General features: G+C 61.3%; 13 protein-coding genes and 1 tRNA gene. 7 read left to right on the top strand and 7 right to left on the bottom strand.

Annotated features, from left to right (window positions below; translation table 11 throughout):
* Together BEN47_RS20315 and BEN47_RS20955 are read left to right on the top strand one after the other, a co-directional pair.
* A partial coding sequence (locus BEN47_RS20315) for a transposase (protein ID WP_193427141.1) occupies positions 1-189 on the top strand: 189 nt, incomplete at its 5' end.
* The gene (locus BEN47_RS20955) at positions 182-727 is read left to right on the top strand and encodes a hypothetical protein (protein ID WP_125921627.1); all 546 of its coding nucleotides are present in this window, start codon (positions 182-184) and stop codon (positions 725-727) included. The genes BEN47_RS20315 and BEN47_RS20955, both read left to right, overlap by 8 nt.
* Before the next feature lie 230 nt (positions 728-957).
* Here BEN47_RS20955 and BEN47_RS11185 read toward each other — a convergent pair whose 3' ends face one another.
* Both BEN47_RS11185 and BEN47_RS11180 read right to left on the bottom strand, forming a co-directional pair.
* Positions 958-1,788 (bottom strand): polyphosphate kinase 2 family protein, encoded by an 831-nt coding sequence (locus tag BEN47_RS11185; RefSeq protein WP_070728502.1) that lies wholly within the window; start codon positions 1,786-1,788, stop codon positions 958-960.
* A gap of 133 nt (positions 1,789-1,921) precedes the next feature.
* Positions 1,922-2,644: a VIT1/CCC1 transporter family protein gene (locus BEN47_RS11180; protein ID WP_070728501.1), complete on the bottom strand. Its 723-nt coding sequence runs from the start codon at positions 2,642-2,644 to the stop codon at positions 1,922-1,924.
* A gap of 125 nt (positions 2,645-2,769) precedes the next feature.
* On the opposite strand from BEN47_RS11180, the gene BEN47_RS11175 reads away from it, so the two are divergent.
* On the top strand, positions 2,770-3,492 hold the full coding sequence (locus BEN47_RS11175; RefSeq protein ID WP_083322340.1) for a Dps family protein: 723 nt from the start codon (positions 2,770-2,772) through the stop codon (positions 3,490-3,492).
* A 174-nt stretch (positions 3,493-3,666) separates the two neighbouring features.
* Positions 3,667-3,748 (top strand) — tRNA-Leu (locus tag BEN47_RS11170).
* 83 nt (positions 3,749-3,831) lie between these two features.
* Here the strand turns inward: BEN47_RS11170 and BEN47_RS11165 are convergent.
* The 5 genes from BEN47_RS11165 to BEN47_RS11145 form a co-directional block, all read right to left on the bottom strand.
* Positions 3,832-5,430: an NFACT RNA binding domain-containing protein gene (locus BEN47_RS11165; RefSeq protein WP_070728500.1), complete on the bottom strand. Its 1,599-nt coding sequence runs from the start codon at positions 5,428-5,430 to the stop codon at positions 3,832-3,834.
* Positions 5,431-5,470: 40 nt separating this feature from the next.
* Entirely contained in the window at positions 5,471-5,977 is a 507-nt protein-coding gene (locus BEN47_RS11160) for a hypothetical protein (protein WP_070728499.1), read from the bottom strand.
* 5 nt (positions 5,978-5,982) lie between these two features.
* A complete protein-coding gene (locus BEN47_RS11155) occupies positions 5,983-6,750 on the bottom strand; it encodes an MBL fold metallo-hydrolase (protein ID WP_070728498.1) in 768 nt (255 codons plus the stop codon).
* A gap of 124 nt (positions 6,751-6,874) precedes the next feature.
* Positions 6,875-7,261: a response regulator gene (locus tag BEN47_RS11150; RefSeq protein ID WP_070728497.1), complete on the bottom strand. Its 387-nt coding sequence runs from the start codon at positions 7,259-7,261 to the stop codon at positions 6,875-6,877.
* Between the two features lie 56 nt (positions 7,262-7,317).
* Positions 7,318-11,013 (bottom strand): PAS domain S-box protein, encoded by a 3,696-nt coding sequence (locus BEN47_RS11145; protein WP_158010988.1) that lies wholly within the window; start codon positions 11,011-11,013, stop codon positions 7,318-7,320.
* A 151-nt stretch (positions 11,014-11,164) separates the two neighbouring features.
* Here BEN47_RS11145 and BEN47_RS11140 point away from each other — a divergent pair, with 151 nt between their 5' ends.
* The 3 genes from BEN47_RS11140 to BEN47_RS11130 all read left to right on the top strand — a co-directional run bounded on the left by BEN47_RS11140 (position 11,165) and on the right by BEN47_RS11130 (position 15,091).
* Entirely contained in the window at positions 11,165-12,352 is a 1,188-nt protein-coding gene (locus BEN47_RS11140; RefSeq protein WP_125921626.1) for a glycosyltransferase, read from the top strand.
* A gap of 242 nt (positions 12,353-12,594) precedes the next feature.
* On the top strand, positions 12,595-13,260 hold the full coding sequence (locus BEN47_RS11135) for a serine aminopeptidase domain-containing protein (protein ID WP_070728495.1): 666 nt from the start codon (positions 12,595-12,597) through the stop codon (positions 13,258-13,260).
* Positions 13,261-13,414: 154 nt separating this feature from the next.
* Positions 13,415-15,091 carry an amidase gene (locus BEN47_RS11130; RefSeq protein WP_070728494.1) on the top strand — a complete coding sequence of 559 codons (1,677 nt, stop codon included), beginning with the start codon at positions 13,415-13,417 and terminating at the stop codon, positions 15,089-15,091.
* Positions 15,092-15,093 lie beyond the last annotated feature (2 nt).

Genomic DNA, 15,093 nt, shown 5'->3' with positions numbered 1-15,093 from the left:
GAACAAGGGCTCACGTTCTGCTTTTTACCCCCCTATTCGCCCGAACTCAACAAAATTGAACGCCTGTGGCGCCACTGCAAGCAGTACTGGCTGACCCCCGCCGATTACGTCTGTGACCGAACCTTAGCCGAAAGGGTCGCCTATGTCCTCAAACACGTCGGAACTGAATACACCATTATTTTTGGCTGATTACTTAATTTATTGCTTTGATAATAAAGGTAATTGGACAAATATTGATTACACGAAAAAGGACAAAGAGTTAAATGGCTATGTTTATAAAAACCGATACAAATTAATATCCAACTACTCACAAATCCCAATTGCGACAAAGAATGAAAATAAAGTTGTTTTAAAAAAGGACACAATACAAGTAACAATAACACAAAGTAAGTTTGACAAAAAGAAACATACGTTTAAATACATCAAAGAATATCCAGACCAAATTTTACTAATTGACAATAGAAAATATTGGGGACGAGACGGAGGTATGCCAACGACACAGTTTTTAAAAATTGAACTTAAAGTTGGACAGAAAGTAATTACATTACCTAAATCTGCATTAGAAGGACTTTACGAACCAAGTATTTATAGTGCAGAAGTAAATTACGACAAAGTAAGTGACACATTTTTTATTCAGACAATGAACAGTGACGGTGCAGGAAGTTATTTTGTAATTTGGAAAATAGAGAAAATGTATAAAGACAGATTAGTTGCGTATGGATTTTAAGAAAAACTACTGCCAACATTCGGTTTGGCAATATGGCGGGGTGACGAATATATCATCAACTTTTTGTTCGCTATTCGGCTTCAGTTCCGGCTGACGAATAAAGCCCGGCATTAGTTTTTAACATCAACTTTTGTATCTTTATTCAGCAGCGGTTACGGGCTGACGATTTTCAAATACCGCCACATCGCCAAGCCGTACCGTTGCAACAGACGCCGCCGCGACGCCTTCAGCTACTCAATCACCTGCGCCGCCACGTCATAAATAGCTTTGGGCGGCTGGGGGTTCATGGCTTCTAAAGCGGCCACTACAATCTCGGCGATGGCCAAATCCCGCGCCCACTTCTGGTTGGCCGGCACCACAAACCACGGCGCGTGGGCCGGGGAGCAATGGCGGATAGCATCCTCGTAAGCTTGCTGATAGGCCGGCCAGAGCTTGCGCTCCTTGATGTCGTTGGGGTCGAATTTCCAGTGTTTAGTTGGGTTATCGAGGCGGGCCTGTAGGCGCTGGGCTTGTTCGGCTTTGGAAATGTGCAGGAAGAATTTGAGCACCACCGTGCCGTTTTGAGCCAGCAACGCTTCGAAGTTGTTGATGTCCTCGTAGCGGCGCTTCCAGGTTTTCTCCTCAATCAGGCCGTGCACGCGGGTGATGAGCACATCTTCGTAATGGGAGCGGTTGAATACCCCAATGTGCCCCCGTTTGGGGGTTTCGGCATGAATGCGCCACAGATAATCATGGCTTAGCTCCTCCGCCGAAGGAGCTTTGAAAGAGGAAACGCGCACGCCCGCGGGGTTCACCCCGGTAAGCAGGTTCTTAATAGTGCCGTCCTTGCCACCCGTATCCATAGCCTGAAACACGAGCAGCACGCTGCGCTTATGCTCCGCGTAGAGCAGCTCCTGCAACTGGCTCAACCGCTCCCGCAGCTGCAGCAGGCGCGGGCTGGCTTCGCTCTTGTCGTCGGGGCTGTGCACAAAAGGTGTGCTGTCGTCGGGGTCTACTTGGTCCAGACGAAAGGATTTGCCAGGTACCTGAACGGCGGGAGTTTTGGGTAGGTCGAATTTCATAATGATGAAGAAAAGCTACTGCGCATGGCAACCGGCCGCTGCCGCATGGCAATTTAGAAACGTACGCAGCCAACGGGGTAGAGCCGCCCACCGCAAACAGCACCTGAGCAGGCAGGCGCTGGCCTGAAAAACCCTACTGCGTGATAAGCCGCGCCACGCCAAAAGCCGCCGAGGCCGCCATCGCGCCCACAAACGCCATTTTTAAGGCGCCGGCCACGGCCGGCTGGCCTGTCATGCGGCTTTTAAAATAGCCGAACACCAGCAGGCACACCAGCGTGATAGCCGCCGACCACGCCAGCCCTTCCGTGGGCGTAGCCGTGAAGAAATAGGCCGTGAGCGGAATCAGTCCGCCCACGGCGTAGGCCGTGCTGATGGTGAAGGCACTTTTGGGCGCCTGCCGGGGGTCGGGCTCTTCCAGACCCAGCTCGTACTTCATCATGAAGCGTACCCACTGCTCCGGGTCGGACGTGAGCTCGGCCACGGCGGCGGCGCGGGTGGTTTCCGAGAGGCCCATCTCGGCCAGCAGCTCGTCTACTTCGGCGCGCTCTACGTGCGGCACTTCCTGCACTTCGCGGTGCTCGCGAGCCAGCTCAGCGGCGTAGTGCTCCACCTCGGTGCGGCCCGCCAGGTAGCCGCCCAGGCCCATAGCAATGCTGCCGGCCACTATTTCGGCCAGGCCGGCCGTTATTACCAGGGCCGAGGAGTCGACGGCGCCGCTCAGACCGGCGGCCAGCGCAAAGGGCACCGTGAGGCCATCAGAAAGGCCGATGACGATGTCCTGCAGCATGGCCGAGCTGCTGAGGTGGTGCTCGGCGTGCGAGCCAAGGTGCGGCTCTACCAGGGCGGGGTCGTTCATAGGTAAAAAGTAGTGGCTTAAAGCTTCGAAAGATTAACTCGGCGCCCTGCTTTACGTACGCTAGAATAGAATTTCCTGCCCGAATTGTTTCGGCTATTCCTTTCACTTCACCCGATTTCAGAATTATGGCATCTCCCGCCAAGGCCGCCGCTCCCAAGAGCGCTGCTCCCAAAAAAGCCGCAGCCTCCGCTGCCAAAAAAGCACCCGCCGCAGCCCGCAGCAACGGCAAAAGCGCCGACGGCACCACCGCGCGCAAGCGCGCCGGCAGCAACGCCGCCGTCAACATCCTGCCCAACATCAACCAGCAGCAGAACGCGCCCTCCCCTACCCAGCGCTATGGCACCGTGAGCCAGCGTCTGCCCATCGGCTTGGACGAGAGCACCCGCCAGAGCAGCGTGACCATGCTCAACCAGCTGCTGGCCGATACCATGACGCTGCGCGACATGTACAAAAAGCACCACTGGCAGGTGGTGGGCCCCACCTTCTACCAGCTGCACCTGCTGTTCGACAAGCACTACGAAGAGCAGGCCGTGCTGGTAGATTCCATTGCCGAGCGCATCCAGATTCTGGGCGGTGTAGCCATTGCCATGGCCCACGACGTGGCCGAGCTAACCAGCCTCCCCCGCGTGCCCCGCGACCGTGAGGAAGCTCCTGTGCAGGTGTCGCGCCTGCTCGACGGCCACCAGCGCATTCTGAAAAACTGCCACGACTACGCCAGCAAGGCCGATGAGACCGGCGACGACGGCACCAACGACCTCATCGTGAGCGAGCTGGTGCGCACCAACGAGTTGCAAGTATGGTTCGTGGCCGAACACGTAGTTGACTCGCCCCTCACCCAGGCCGAGTAATTTCAGCCGGTGATTTACTTAAAAAGGCCGCCCGTCTCACGATGAGCGGCTTTTTTTATGAAAATTGCGGCCATTAGGTTGCGGGTGCACGGCAGGCCGGCTATCTTTGCACCCGCTTCACCGCTTCAGTGAAGCCGGTTTCGGCCGCATTACCCAGGTTTAGTTGCTCTATTTGCGCACGTGGTGAAACTGGTAGACACGCCATCTTGAGGGGGTGGTGCCTTCGGGTGTGGGAGTTCGAATCTCCCCGCGCGCACGCAAACGAAAAGCCCGTTCCATTTACTTGGAACGGGCTTTTTTGCTTTCTACTTCAGGTCCGGCAGCTGCCTGCGCCCAACGCTACAGACCGTCGGGGCCATCAAACGGGTTGCCGGGTTTCACCAGCACCACCCGCTCCCGCTCCACTACTACCTGGCCCGGCAGCGCGCCTTTGGGCTTGCGCACGTACTTTTTGGGCGTCACGGTCACGGGGCACAGCGTGTCGTGCTGGCGGCGGGAGAACCAGCCGGCCAGCTGCGCGGCGTGCTCTACCACGGGCTCGGGCACGGGCTGCCCGGCCTTGTGCCGGATAACCACGTGCGAGCCGGTCACGTCCTTGGCGTGCAGCCAGAGGTCGTCTTTGTGCGCGTATTTCTGCGTGAGCAGGTCGTTGTTCGCCGCGTTGCGGCCCACCAGAATGGTGAAACCCCGGTCTTCGAATACCTTGAACGGCAGCTCGGCGCCGGCTTTGGCGGCGGCGGGCTTGGGGTCCAGGCCGTGCTGTTTGCGCCAGGTGCGCAGGCCGCGCAGCTCCGCCAGCGCGGGCAGGGTGTCCATTTCTTCCAGTCGTTCTAAAGCAGTCAGGACCTCCGTTTCGCGGCGCGTGATGCGCTCGGCGAGCTGGCGCTCTTCGATTTGCTGGTTTTTGCCTTTGCGGTAGAGGTTTTCGGCGGTGAGCTGGGGCTTTTCGGTACGTTTCAGCTTGATGAGCTTGGGCTGATTGGTGTAGAAGTCCACCACTTCGATTTGGGTAGCGCCGGCCGGGATGTCGTGCAGGTTGGCCATGATGAGGTCGGCGGTGTGGCGGTAGCCGGCTTCGTGGGCCAGGGCGTGCAGGCGCTGGCGGGCGTGGGCGGCAGCCGCACTGGCTTCGTCGGCCCGGCGCTCCAGCAGCTGGCGCAGCTGCTTGGTTTCCATCTCTAGGGCGCGGCGGCCCAGGGCCATGGGCACGAAACGCCGCAGGGCCGCTACGGGGTCATCGCCGGGCAGCGTCTCCAGCACGTCGCCCAGCGGCAGCAGGCTCAGGCGGGTGCGGCCCTCCAGCTGCGTGAGGTAGTAGTGCGCGGGTTTTTCCAGCTGGGCCAGCACCTGGTTTACCAAGCGGGCGCTGGTTTCCGGGGCGGCGGCGGCGTCGTAGCCGTCCAGGCGCAGGTAGCGGGCGGGCAAGTCGGCCAGGGGCGGCGGGAGCTTTGTCTGAACCGCGGATTGCTCGGATTGCTCGGATTTTGTGGTTGGCGCGGGCGGCGCTGGTTGCGGGCGCAGGTCCGCATCGGCCACCAGCTTCTGCTGGAACAGCTGGGCGGCAGCGTCAGGGCTTGTGCGAAAAATGGCGTTCGGCCGGGGGCCGTAGAGCTTGAACACCAGCCGCGCCCCGCTACGGAAAGTCACCTGCAGCACCCGGTCCTGGGGCCACGCCGCCACGGTTTCCACCTGCTGGCCGAGCATATCGGGAAACAAGTCCGCTGAATTGACGCGGGCGCGCTGGAAGGTTTCGGGCAGGGCCAGGGCCGGGAAGGTGGCGCCCAGCTGCGCTTTCAGCCAAAACTCCGATGTGCCGTTGGTGAGGCCCACCACCAGTTCATCCTTCTCCTGCGAGAAGCACACGGCCACGCGGTAGCCCCGCAGCCGCTCGGTGAGCGCGGGGGCCAGCTGGCGCAGGAAATAGTAGTTGGTGTGCATAAGGCTTTAGGCTGATTTCACGCCGCGTTTAGAAAGGGGATTAAGGCTGCTGATTCTCAAGCTGCAAAAGCTTCTGTAGGAACACACGGTTTTTACCCACTGCTCGCCAGAAGCTTGTAATTGGGGTAAGGGACCCAAGCAGCAACAGCAGCGAAAAAAACAATATCGGCCACTCATTACCCCCACCGAGGTACCAGACCAAGCCCATGCCGCTGCCGAAAGCCCCCACCAGCAACGACCAAAACCCATAAAAAACACCCATCGCCCAGTGCATTCGCTGGCGTACCACCAGCCGGCTGCCTTCTGGGCTATTTAGCTCGGCTACCTCGCCAGTAATAAGGGGAACGGTCACCCGGCCCACCATATTAAAATGGCGCAGGTCAAAGGTGTGGTCCCCCACCCTACCCTTGAAAAACCACCGGGGCGAATGGTCAATAACTTCATGCCAGGAATCGGGCGGCAGCGTGTGCCATTGCAGCCGTTTCCGCACCTCGGCCGGGCCGAAGGGCGAATAGAATTGCTCCGTGATGTCAGGCCAGATGTGCACCGCCGCTACATCTCAATTTTCAGCCCATCATACGCCAGCCGAATCCAGGGCGGCAAATCGGCCTCCACGGCTTGGTGGCGGCCCAGTTGGTGGCTGATGTGCGTGAGGTAGGCCCGCTTTGGCTGCACCTCCTCCAACACGTTGATGGCCTGCGCCAGCGTGAAGTGCGAAATATGCTGCTCGTGCCGCAGGGCATTGAGCACGATGACATCGGCGCCGCGCAGCAGCTCGCGCGTTTCCAGGCTAATGTGGTTGGCGTCGGTGAGGTAACAAAAGCCGCCGATGCGGTAGCCCAGCACGGGCAGCTTGTGGTGCATGGCCCGCAGGGGCTGCACCGGCACGCCCAGCACGTCAAACGGCACGTCGTCGCGCTCGATGGGGTGCAGGCGCACGCGGGGCACGCCGGGGTATTTGTGCTCGGCAAAAATGTAAGAAAACTCCTGCTGCAGCTGCGCTAACACCCGCGGCTCGCCAAAGACCGGCATGTCGGTCTTCTGCCGGAAGTTGAAGGCCCGAATGTCGTCGAGGCCGGCGGTGTGGTCCTTGTGCTCGTGGGTGAAGAGCAGCGCGTCGAGGTGCGTGATGTGGGCGCGCAGCATCTGCTGCCGGAAATCGGGGCCCGAATCAATCACCAGACTGCGCCCGTCTACCTGCACGTGCACCGACACCCGCAGGCGCTGGTCGCGGTGGTCGAGCGAGCGGCACACCTCGCAGGTGCAGCCTATCATGGGCACCCCGGAGGAGGTGCCGGTACCGAGAAACGTGACTTGCACTGCGCTTTAATTATGAATTATGAGTTTCGAATTATGAGTTTTCCGCCGGAAATCATCGAAACCAGTGTTCACTTTTGAGTGCTGGCCCCAACTCATAATTCATAATTCAAAACTCATAACTGAGTTACCCTACGTACTGCTTCACTACGCGCACCAGGGCGTCGAAATCGAGCGGCTTGGGCAGGTAGTCCGTCACGCCGGCCTCGCGGAACTGGTCCATGGAGTAGTTGTTGGCGTTGCCGGTGATGGCGATGATGGGCAGGGCATTGATTTTGGGGTCGGAATGGGCCCGGATTTCGCGGGTGCACTGCATGCCGTCTTTCACGGGAATGTTGATGTCCATCAACACGCAGTCGATGTGGTTATTTTCCAGTTGCTTGAGCACTTCGCCGCCGTTTTTAGCCAGTAAAATCTTGTACTTCTGCAGTTCGAGGATTTTGCGGGTAAGATTCAGAATTACCGAGCTGTCCTCAGCAATCAGAATGGTTTTGGCTTGGGTATCAGTGGACATGAGCGTAGGATTTGGAGATGGATTTGGGGGTAGAATGGAAGGGTAGAACGCGGCTTCTAAACCGCGGAAGGATTGGCAACTCGTTCAACGGCGCTGGGGTATTCGCCAACGAAGTGTGCAAAGTAATGTTCTAGAAGTTGAAAACCTACTGCCCCTTCTTTCGTCTGCCCGGCTTTGAACTCGTGTTCCAAGTGCCGGGCTTGGGCAGCTAGAGCCAGGCCGCCCAGCGTGGCCGCCGTGCCTTTGAGCTGGTGCAACATGGGCAGGAGGGCCGGAAAATCAGCCGCAGTCACCACGGGAGCGGCCTCGCGCAGTAAATCACCGGCTTCCTGCTCAAACTCCTGGTACAGCTCCAGGGCGAATTCGGGGCCGCCCAGTTCCACCAGCTGCTTCAGCACCGCTTCGTCCAGCGTGACTTCACTGGCGGCGGGTTCTGTGGCCGGGACTTCCGCCTTTACCTCTGCCGCGGCGTGGCCAGTGGCTGCTTCCGGAGCCAGTGAAACGGCGACCGTTTTTTCCCCGACTTCCGGCGCGGTGGCCGGCACCAGGGTCGCTTCCGTGCCTTCTTCGGCGCTGGCACGGCCCTGGCGCGGGCGCAGCCAGCGGTGCAGCACTTCGTAGAGGTGGCGGCTTTTCACGGGCTTGCCCACGTAGTCGTCGAGGCCCTGGCTCATGAAGCGGCCGGCGTCTTCCTGCATGGAGTAGGCCGTCATGGCCACCACGGGGGGGCAGTTAGCGCCCAGCACCTCGCGAATGGCCGCCGTGGCCGCCACGCCGTCCATTTCGGGCATCTGAATGTCCATGAAAATAATGTCGTACCCGGCGTCGGGCGCGGTGGCCAGGGCAATGGCCTCGGGGCCACCGCCGGCCACGTCCACCTCGCAGCCCAGCTTGGAGAGCAGGCGCTGGCCCACTTTCTGGTTGATGGCGTTGTCATCGACAAGCAGCACGCGGGGCACGGCCTCGAACGGCTGGAACACCGCCTCGCGCACCAGGGCCACGGCCGGCAGGTCTTCAATCCGGGCTTCGCGGGCGCTGATGGTGAACCAGAACACGCTGCCCTCGCCTTCGTCGGAGAGCACTCCAATTTCGCCGCCCAGCAGCTCCGCCAGCTGCCGGCTGATGCTCAGGCCCAGGCCGGTGCCGCCGTACGCCTTGCTGGGGGTGGTGTCGAGCTGGGTGAAGTTGGTGAAGAGCAGGCTGGCGTTGTCGCTCGAAATGCCAATGCCGGAGTCCTGCACGGCGAAGCGCAGGGTGTGGTGCTCGCCGTCGGTGCTCACGCTGCTCACGATGATGGCCACCGTGCCCTCGTTGGTAAACTTGATGGCGTTGGCCACCAAATTGGACAGAATCTGGAGCAGGCGCACTTCGTCCGTCATCACGTAGCGGGGCGTGTGCGGCGTGATGTGGTAGGTGAAGCGGATGTTCTTCTGCTCGGCCCGGTAAATGAACAGGGCGCGGATGCGCTCCATTACCGCTTGCAGCTCCAGGGCCGTTTCGTGCACCTGCAGCTTGCCGGCCTGTATTTTCGACAAATCCAGGATGTCGTTCAGAATGGTGAGCAGGGCGTCGGAACTCTTGCGGAGCGTGTCCACGTAGTCGAGCTGCTCGTCGGTGTCCACGGTCTGGTCGAGCAGGTCAATCATGCCGATGATGCCGTTCATGGGCGTGCGCAGCTCGTGGCTCATGTTGGCCAGAAACTGGGTTTTGGCTTCCAGGGCGGTTTCGGCGGCGTCTTTGGCCTGGCGCAGGTCGTCCTGCATCTGCTGAATTTCGGTCACGTCGCGGGCAATGCCCTCGGTGGCGAAGCCGCCGCTTTCGTCGCCGCTCACCACGCGGGCATTCACCAGCACGCTCACCGGGTGGCCGTCTTTGTGCCACATCTGGGTTTCAAAGTTGCGCAGCCCGGAGCCGCGCTCCACCTCGGCGCGGACCTTGGACGTGGTTTCGGGGTCGACGTAATAATCCACCACCCGCTGGCCCAGCACATCCTCGGGCTCGTAGCCCAGCACCTCGCGCACGGAGGGGCTCACGATGGTGAGCAAGCCGTTTTCGTCGGTGCGGTAGTAGATGTCCTGAAACGACTCGAAGATGGAGCGAAACTTCTCTTCCTGGGCCTCCAGGGCCAGCTGGGACCGTTTTTGCTCGGTGATGTCGTGGGCAATGGCCGAGATTTCTTCAAATGAGCCGTCGCCCAGGTAAATGGGGTTGAGGTAAATGTCGGTCCAGACCTCGTTGCCGCGCGAATCGCGCAGGCCCATCTCAAAGCGCTGGGCCTGGCCCTTGGCGGCCGCCTGGTAGTAGTGCACGAAGGTGTCGCGCTCCTCGCTGGGCATGTAAGCCAGGTCGGATTCCCAGAGGTCGAGGCCCCGCACCGGGTAAGTGCCGTTGCGCCGCAGAAACAGGGCCGCGTAGTTGCGGTTGAAGTTCATGAGGTGGGCGCGGGTGTCCACGGTCCACATCACGTGTGAGCCGCTCTCGAAAATGGCGTTCAGGCGGGCGGTTTGCTTGCCAATCTGCTCCTCGTTGCGCTTGCGCTCAATGGCCAGGGCCACTTGGTTGGAGATGAAGTGCAGCACGTCCAAATCGCCGGGCGTGTAGGCGTCGGCGCGGTTGTAGTCCTGCACGGCCAGCACGCCGATGATGCGGTCGCCGATGCTCAGCGGCGAAGCCAGCATCACCTCGGGCACCAGGCCGTAGGCCGTGATGGTACCGTTGCGAATGAGCTGCTGGTAGTCGGCGTGGGTGAGGTAGCGCGGCTGCCCACCGGCAATGATGTACTCCGAGACCCCACTGGAAAACGGCATGCCCCCCTGGGGCCGGTGCTGGGGGTGCTGGTCGACGTGGTAGGCAAACTGCAGCTGCGTGCGGGCGTCGTCGCAGAGCGCGATAAACAGGTTGTTGGTTTCGATAATCTTGCTCAGCTCGCGGTGGATGGCTCCGTAGAGGCTGGGCAAGTCCTTAGCCGAAATGGCCAGGTTGGCGATGCTGTAGTAGACCTTTTGCAGGCGCTCGGCCTTGATGCGGTCGGTGATGTCGTGCAGAATGGCGCGGCTGCTCACTGGCTGGCCTTCCTCGCGCACCACGCTCATGCTTCCAATGAGGTGCACGGGCTTGCCGGCACTGGTCAGGAACACGGTTTCGACCTTGTTCACGGGCTCGCCGTCGTAGAGGTTGCGCAACTGGTAGAGCAGCTTGGCTTTGTAGTAGGGGTGCACCACGTCGGCCAGGGTGCGGGTGGCCAGCTCGGCATCGGTGTAGCCCAGCTTTTCCTTCCAGGCCTTGTTCACGAACAGGAAGTTGTTGTCGGCGCTCAGGTGCTGCACCAGGTCCTGGGCGTTGTCCAGGAAGTCCTGCAAATGGGTGCTATTGCCGGTGAGCGTGGGCGTGGCCATGCTGCTGGGGCTCGGCTCCTGCCCCACCATCCAGACCCCGGAGATGGCACCGGCCTCGCGCGTGAAGCCGGTTCGCCAGTGGATGAGGCGCATCTGGCCGCCCCGCACCAGCACTGGCCGCTCGTAGGAGGGAGCCAGGGTATCGGTCGCAATCATGACCGCGAACTGCCGCTGCCGGTTGGCGCGGTCGCTCGGCGGCGTGAACATATCGAAGCTGCGTTGTCCCAGCACCTGCTCCCGGGCATAGCCCACCATAGCCAAAAAAGCGGCGTTGGCTTCGATAACGTTGCCCTGCACGTCGAGCAGCACGTACATCTGGCCCAGCTGGTCGAGCAGCGTGGCCAACGGCGGCGCCATCGGCTGAAGCGGGGAAAGAACTGGAGTCAAACTCATAAACCGATGCGTAATACTGCAAATATTCTTGCCAAGGTAACCACGCGCAGCGAGGCCACGGCGTAAATTTGACCAAAATATAACGCCCGCCTGCTGCAGGGCCCCACACACCTCCTTGCCTCCCCTCCCGTCTGCGCCGCGGCTGCTTTTCGCCGTCACCACCGATTTGTGCTTCGACCAGCGCATGCAGCGGATTTGCGGCAGCCTGGCGGCGGCCGGCTACCGCGTGCAGCTGGTGGGCTGGCAGCGGCCGGGCTCGCCCCCGCTCACGGCCCAGCCCTACGCGCAGCACCGGCTGCGCGGCTGGTTTCAGCGGGGCAAGCTGTTTTACCTCGAATACAACCTGCGGCTGTTTGGGTACCTGCTGGGCCAGCGGGCGGCCGCGTGGTGCGCCGCCGACCTGGACACCGCCCTGCCCGTGTGGCTGCGGGCCCGGCTGGGCAGCCAGCCTTTTGTGTACGATGCCCACGAGCTGTTTACCGAAGTGCCCGAGGTGGTGGCCCGGCCCGCCGTGCAGCGCGTATGGCGCTGGGTGGAGGGGTTCATTGTGCCGCGGGCCCGGCTGGCCTACACGGTGGGGCCGGCCCTGGCGCGGGTGTTTGCGGAGTGGTACGGCCGCCCGGTTGCGGTGGTGCGCAACGTGAGCCGCCTGCAGCGCCCGGAGCCACTGCCCGCCGCCTCGCTGGCCGGCAGCTACATTCTCTATCAGGGCGCCCTGAACGTGGGCCGCGGCCTGGAAAGCCTGCTCGACGCCATGCCGCAGGTGGCCGGCCGGCTGGTAATTTGCGGCGAAGGCGACCTCTCGGCGGCGCTCCGGGAGCGGGCCGGCCGGCTGGGGCTGCTGGCTTCGCGGTCGTGCCCGGAGGGCAAGGTGGAATTTCGCGGGTTTGTGCTGCCCGAGGCGCTGCGCGAAGTGACCCGCCATGCCGCCGTGGGCATCATGCTGCTCGAAAACATCGGACTGAGCTACTACTACTCGCTGGCCAATAAATTCTTCGACTACGTGCACGCCGGCATTCCGCAGGTCTTAATCGATTTCCCGGAATACCGCGCCCTCAACGACCAATTCGACGTGGCCGAGCTGGTGGCCGATTTGCACCCCGCCACCCTGGCCACCGCCCTCAACCGCCTGCTGCGCGACGAGCCCACCCGCTACCAGCACTTGGCCGCCAACTGCCGCCGCGCCGCGCCCCAGCTCAGCTGGCAGCACGAGGAGCGGGAGCTGCTGCGGCTGTGGCAGGAAGTGGTGCCGGTGGCAGGGCGCACAACTGCCCTTCCCGGCGCGGCGCTTCACACTCCTTAAATGCGTGCTACAGATAGGAATTGGGACCCAAAGCCAGTTTTCCGTTCCATTAACGCAACCTGAGAAACCGCTCATCTACCCTGAGAAAAGAATTACCCTTCAGTGAAATGAAACAGCTATTACTGGCTTTGGGATGCCTCGCTTTTACCTTCAGCAGCTGCCTGAATCGAGGGCCAGCCACGCGCCAGGTCGTTGCGCCAGCTCCTGGGGCGCTACCTGTGCAAACCGCCCGATTCGAGCTAATGGATTCCAGCCGCAACCGGGTCATTCCGGTGGCGGTGTATTACCCGGCCGTCCTCCCGGCCTCGGCAGCGACAGGAGGCCAACCGCCGAAACTCAAGCTTGCGGTGCTTAGCCACGGCTACGGCGTAAAGAACACCGAATATTCGTTCGTGGCCCGGCACCTGGTGGCTCATGGCTATTACGTAGCCAGCCTGCAACAAGACCTGCCCACCGACGCGCCCATCCCCCAGGGCGGGGATGTCCATCAAACCCGGTATCCTTACTGGAAGCGCGGGGTCGAAAACATTGCCTTCGCCATTCGGGCCCTTCGGCGCCGCACTTTGGTGCTTGACGGACAGCCGGTGCTGCTGCTGGGCCATTCCTACGGCGGCGATATCGCCATGCTGTTTGCGCAGGAACACCCCGCGTTGGCGCAGCGGGTTATTTCATTTGACAACTGCCGCGTCCCATTGCCCCGCACCCGGCAGCCCAGGATTTTTTCGCTTCGCTCCAGCGACCAAGCCGCGGACCCTGGCGTAGTTCCTACCTCGGTCGAGCAAGCGGAGTTCGGTATGACAATCATCAAGCTCGCCGCTACGCCGCACAACAAAATGTGTGATGCCGCAAGCGCGCGGCAAAAGCAAGAAATGAATCAGTGGGTTTCTCGTTTTCTAGAGACCGAATAGGTTTCGAGGCAGAACCAACGACGCTACAATCAGGGTATATTCTGGAAAGAATTCAGTTGTCAGCCAGCTTGTTAAGCACCGTAAACATTGATTGGCTTGGGTCAAGTGGAACAGCTTGCGCATCTTGCCGATAATACCACTCATATCCCGACCCTTGAAAAAATTCCTCCCCGCCCTGCTGCTGGGCAGCGCTTGTTTCGCCGGTGGCGCCTTCGTGGCCCGGCCCACGGCACCCGAAGAAATTACGGTGCCCATCCTGCGGGCCGCGCAGCAGCTGATGGGGCTAGATTTCAACGACGCGCAGCTCGACTCCACGCGCCGCAACCTCACCGGCTACCGCGACAGCTACGAGACGCTGCGGAAAATCCCCCTGCCCAACGGCGTGGCCCCGTCCGTGGTGTTCGACCCGCGGCCCCTGCGGCTGCGGCAAACCATGGTGGCTGCCCCCAAAGACAACGCCGGCAAGCTGCCCGAAACAGGCAAAGTGAAGCTGCCCGGCTACCGCGACGAGCTCGCCTTTTACACCGTGCGCCAGCTGGGCGAACTGCTGCGCACCAAGCAGATTTCTTCCGAAGAGTTGACGAAGTTTTTCCTAGCGCGGCTGCAGAAATACGACTCCAAGCTGCACTGCGTCATCACCCTCACCGAGGAGCTGGCCCTGCAGCAAGCCCGACAGGCCGACCAGGAAATAAAAGCCGGCAAATACCGGGGGCCGCTGCACGGCATTCCCTTTGGAGTCAAGGACTTGTTCAGCGCCAAGGGCTACAAAACTACCTGGGGCTCGGTGCCTTACAAAGACCAGACCCTGGACGAAGACGCCGCCGTGGTGGAGCGCCTGCGTGCCGCCGGGGCCGTGCTGCTGGCCAAGCTCACGCTGGGCGAGCTGGCCCAGGGCGACGTGTGGTTTGGCGAGAAAACCCGCACGCCCTGGGACATAACCAAGGGCTCCAGCGGCTCATCGGCGGGCTCGGCCTCGGCGGTGGCGGCGGGGCTGCTGCCGTTTGCCATCGGCACCGAAACGCTGGGCTCCATCATCAGCCCCAGCACGGCCTGCGGCGTCACGGGCCTACGCCCCACCTACGGCCGCGTGAGCCGCGCCGGCGCCATGGCCCTGAGCTGGACCATGGACAAAGCCGGCCCCCTGGCCCGCTCTGCCGAAGACTGCGCCCTGGTGCTGGCCGCCCTCACCGCCACCGGCCCCGATGCCCGCGACGCGGCCACTCTGCTGGCGCCCAACAGCTTCCGCTACGCCTTTAGCACCGACCTGAAAAAGATGCGTGTAGGCTTCGTGAAAGCAGCTTTTGACCAACCCTACCCCACCAAGGCCAACGACCTGGCCACGCTGGAAGTGCTGCGCAAGCTGGGCGTGGAAATAGTACCCATCGAGTTGCCCGCCATCGCGCCGGGCGCCCTGCGCTTTGTGCTCACGGCCGAAGGCGCGGCGGCTTTCGACGACCTCACCCGGTCCGGACGCGACGGCCAGATGGTGCTGCAAAACCGCTCGGCCTGGCCCAACACCTTCCGCTCGTCGCGCTTCATTCCGGCCGTGGAGTATATTCAGGCCCAGCGCGTACGCAGCCTGCTCATCGAGCAGATGGACGAAAAGCTGCGCGGCCTCGACGCCTACCTCGCGCCTTCCTTCAGCTCTAGCTTGGTGCTCACCAACCTCACCGGCCACCCGGCTATTGCCCTGCCCAACGGCTTCACGGTGGCCGGCCTGCCCACCACCATCACCTTCACGGGCCAGCTCTACGAAGAAGGCAAGCTACTGGCCCTAGCCAAGGCGTATCAGGACGCCACGGAATTCGACGAGAAACACCCAGTGTTGTGATT

Source organism: Hymenobacter lapidarius, assembly GCF_001816145.1.
Lineage (GTDB): Bacteria > Bacteroidota > Bacteroidia > Cytophagales > Hymenobacteraceae > Hymenobacter > Hymenobacter lapidarius.
The sequence above is the reverse complement of the archived record's forward strand: the minus strand, read 5'-3'. Positions and strand labels throughout refer to the sequence as shown.

Coding starts and splice junctions, on each gene's coding strand:
- BEN47_RS11180 (WP_070728501.1), bottom strand. CDS start 2,644: ATGAACGACCCCGCCCTGGTAGAGCCGCACCTTGGCTCGCACGCCGAG.
- BEN47_RS11165 (WP_070728500.1), bottom strand. CDS start 5,430: ATGCACACCAACTACTATTTCCTGCGCCAGCTGGCCCCCGCGCTCACC.
- BEN47_RS11185 (WP_070728502.1), bottom strand. CDS start 1,788: ATGAAATTCGACCTACCCAAAACTCCCGCCGTTCAGGTACCTGGCAAA.
- BEN47_RS11175 (WP_083322340.1), top strand. CDS start 2,770: ATGGCATCTCCCGCCAAGGCCGCCGCTCCCAAGAGCGCTGCTCCCAAA.
- BEN47_RS11145 (WP_158010988.1), bottom strand. CDS start 11,013: ATGGCGCCGCCGTTGGCCACGCTGCTCGACCAGCTGGGCCAGATGTAC.
- BEN47_RS11150 (WP_070728497.1), bottom strand. CDS start 7,261: ATGTCCACTGATACCCAAGCCAAAACCATTCTGATTGCTGAGGACAGC.
- BEN47_RS11135 (WP_070728495.1), top strand. CDS start 12,595: ATGGATTCCAGCCGCAACCGGGTCATTCCGGTGGCGGTGTATTACCCG.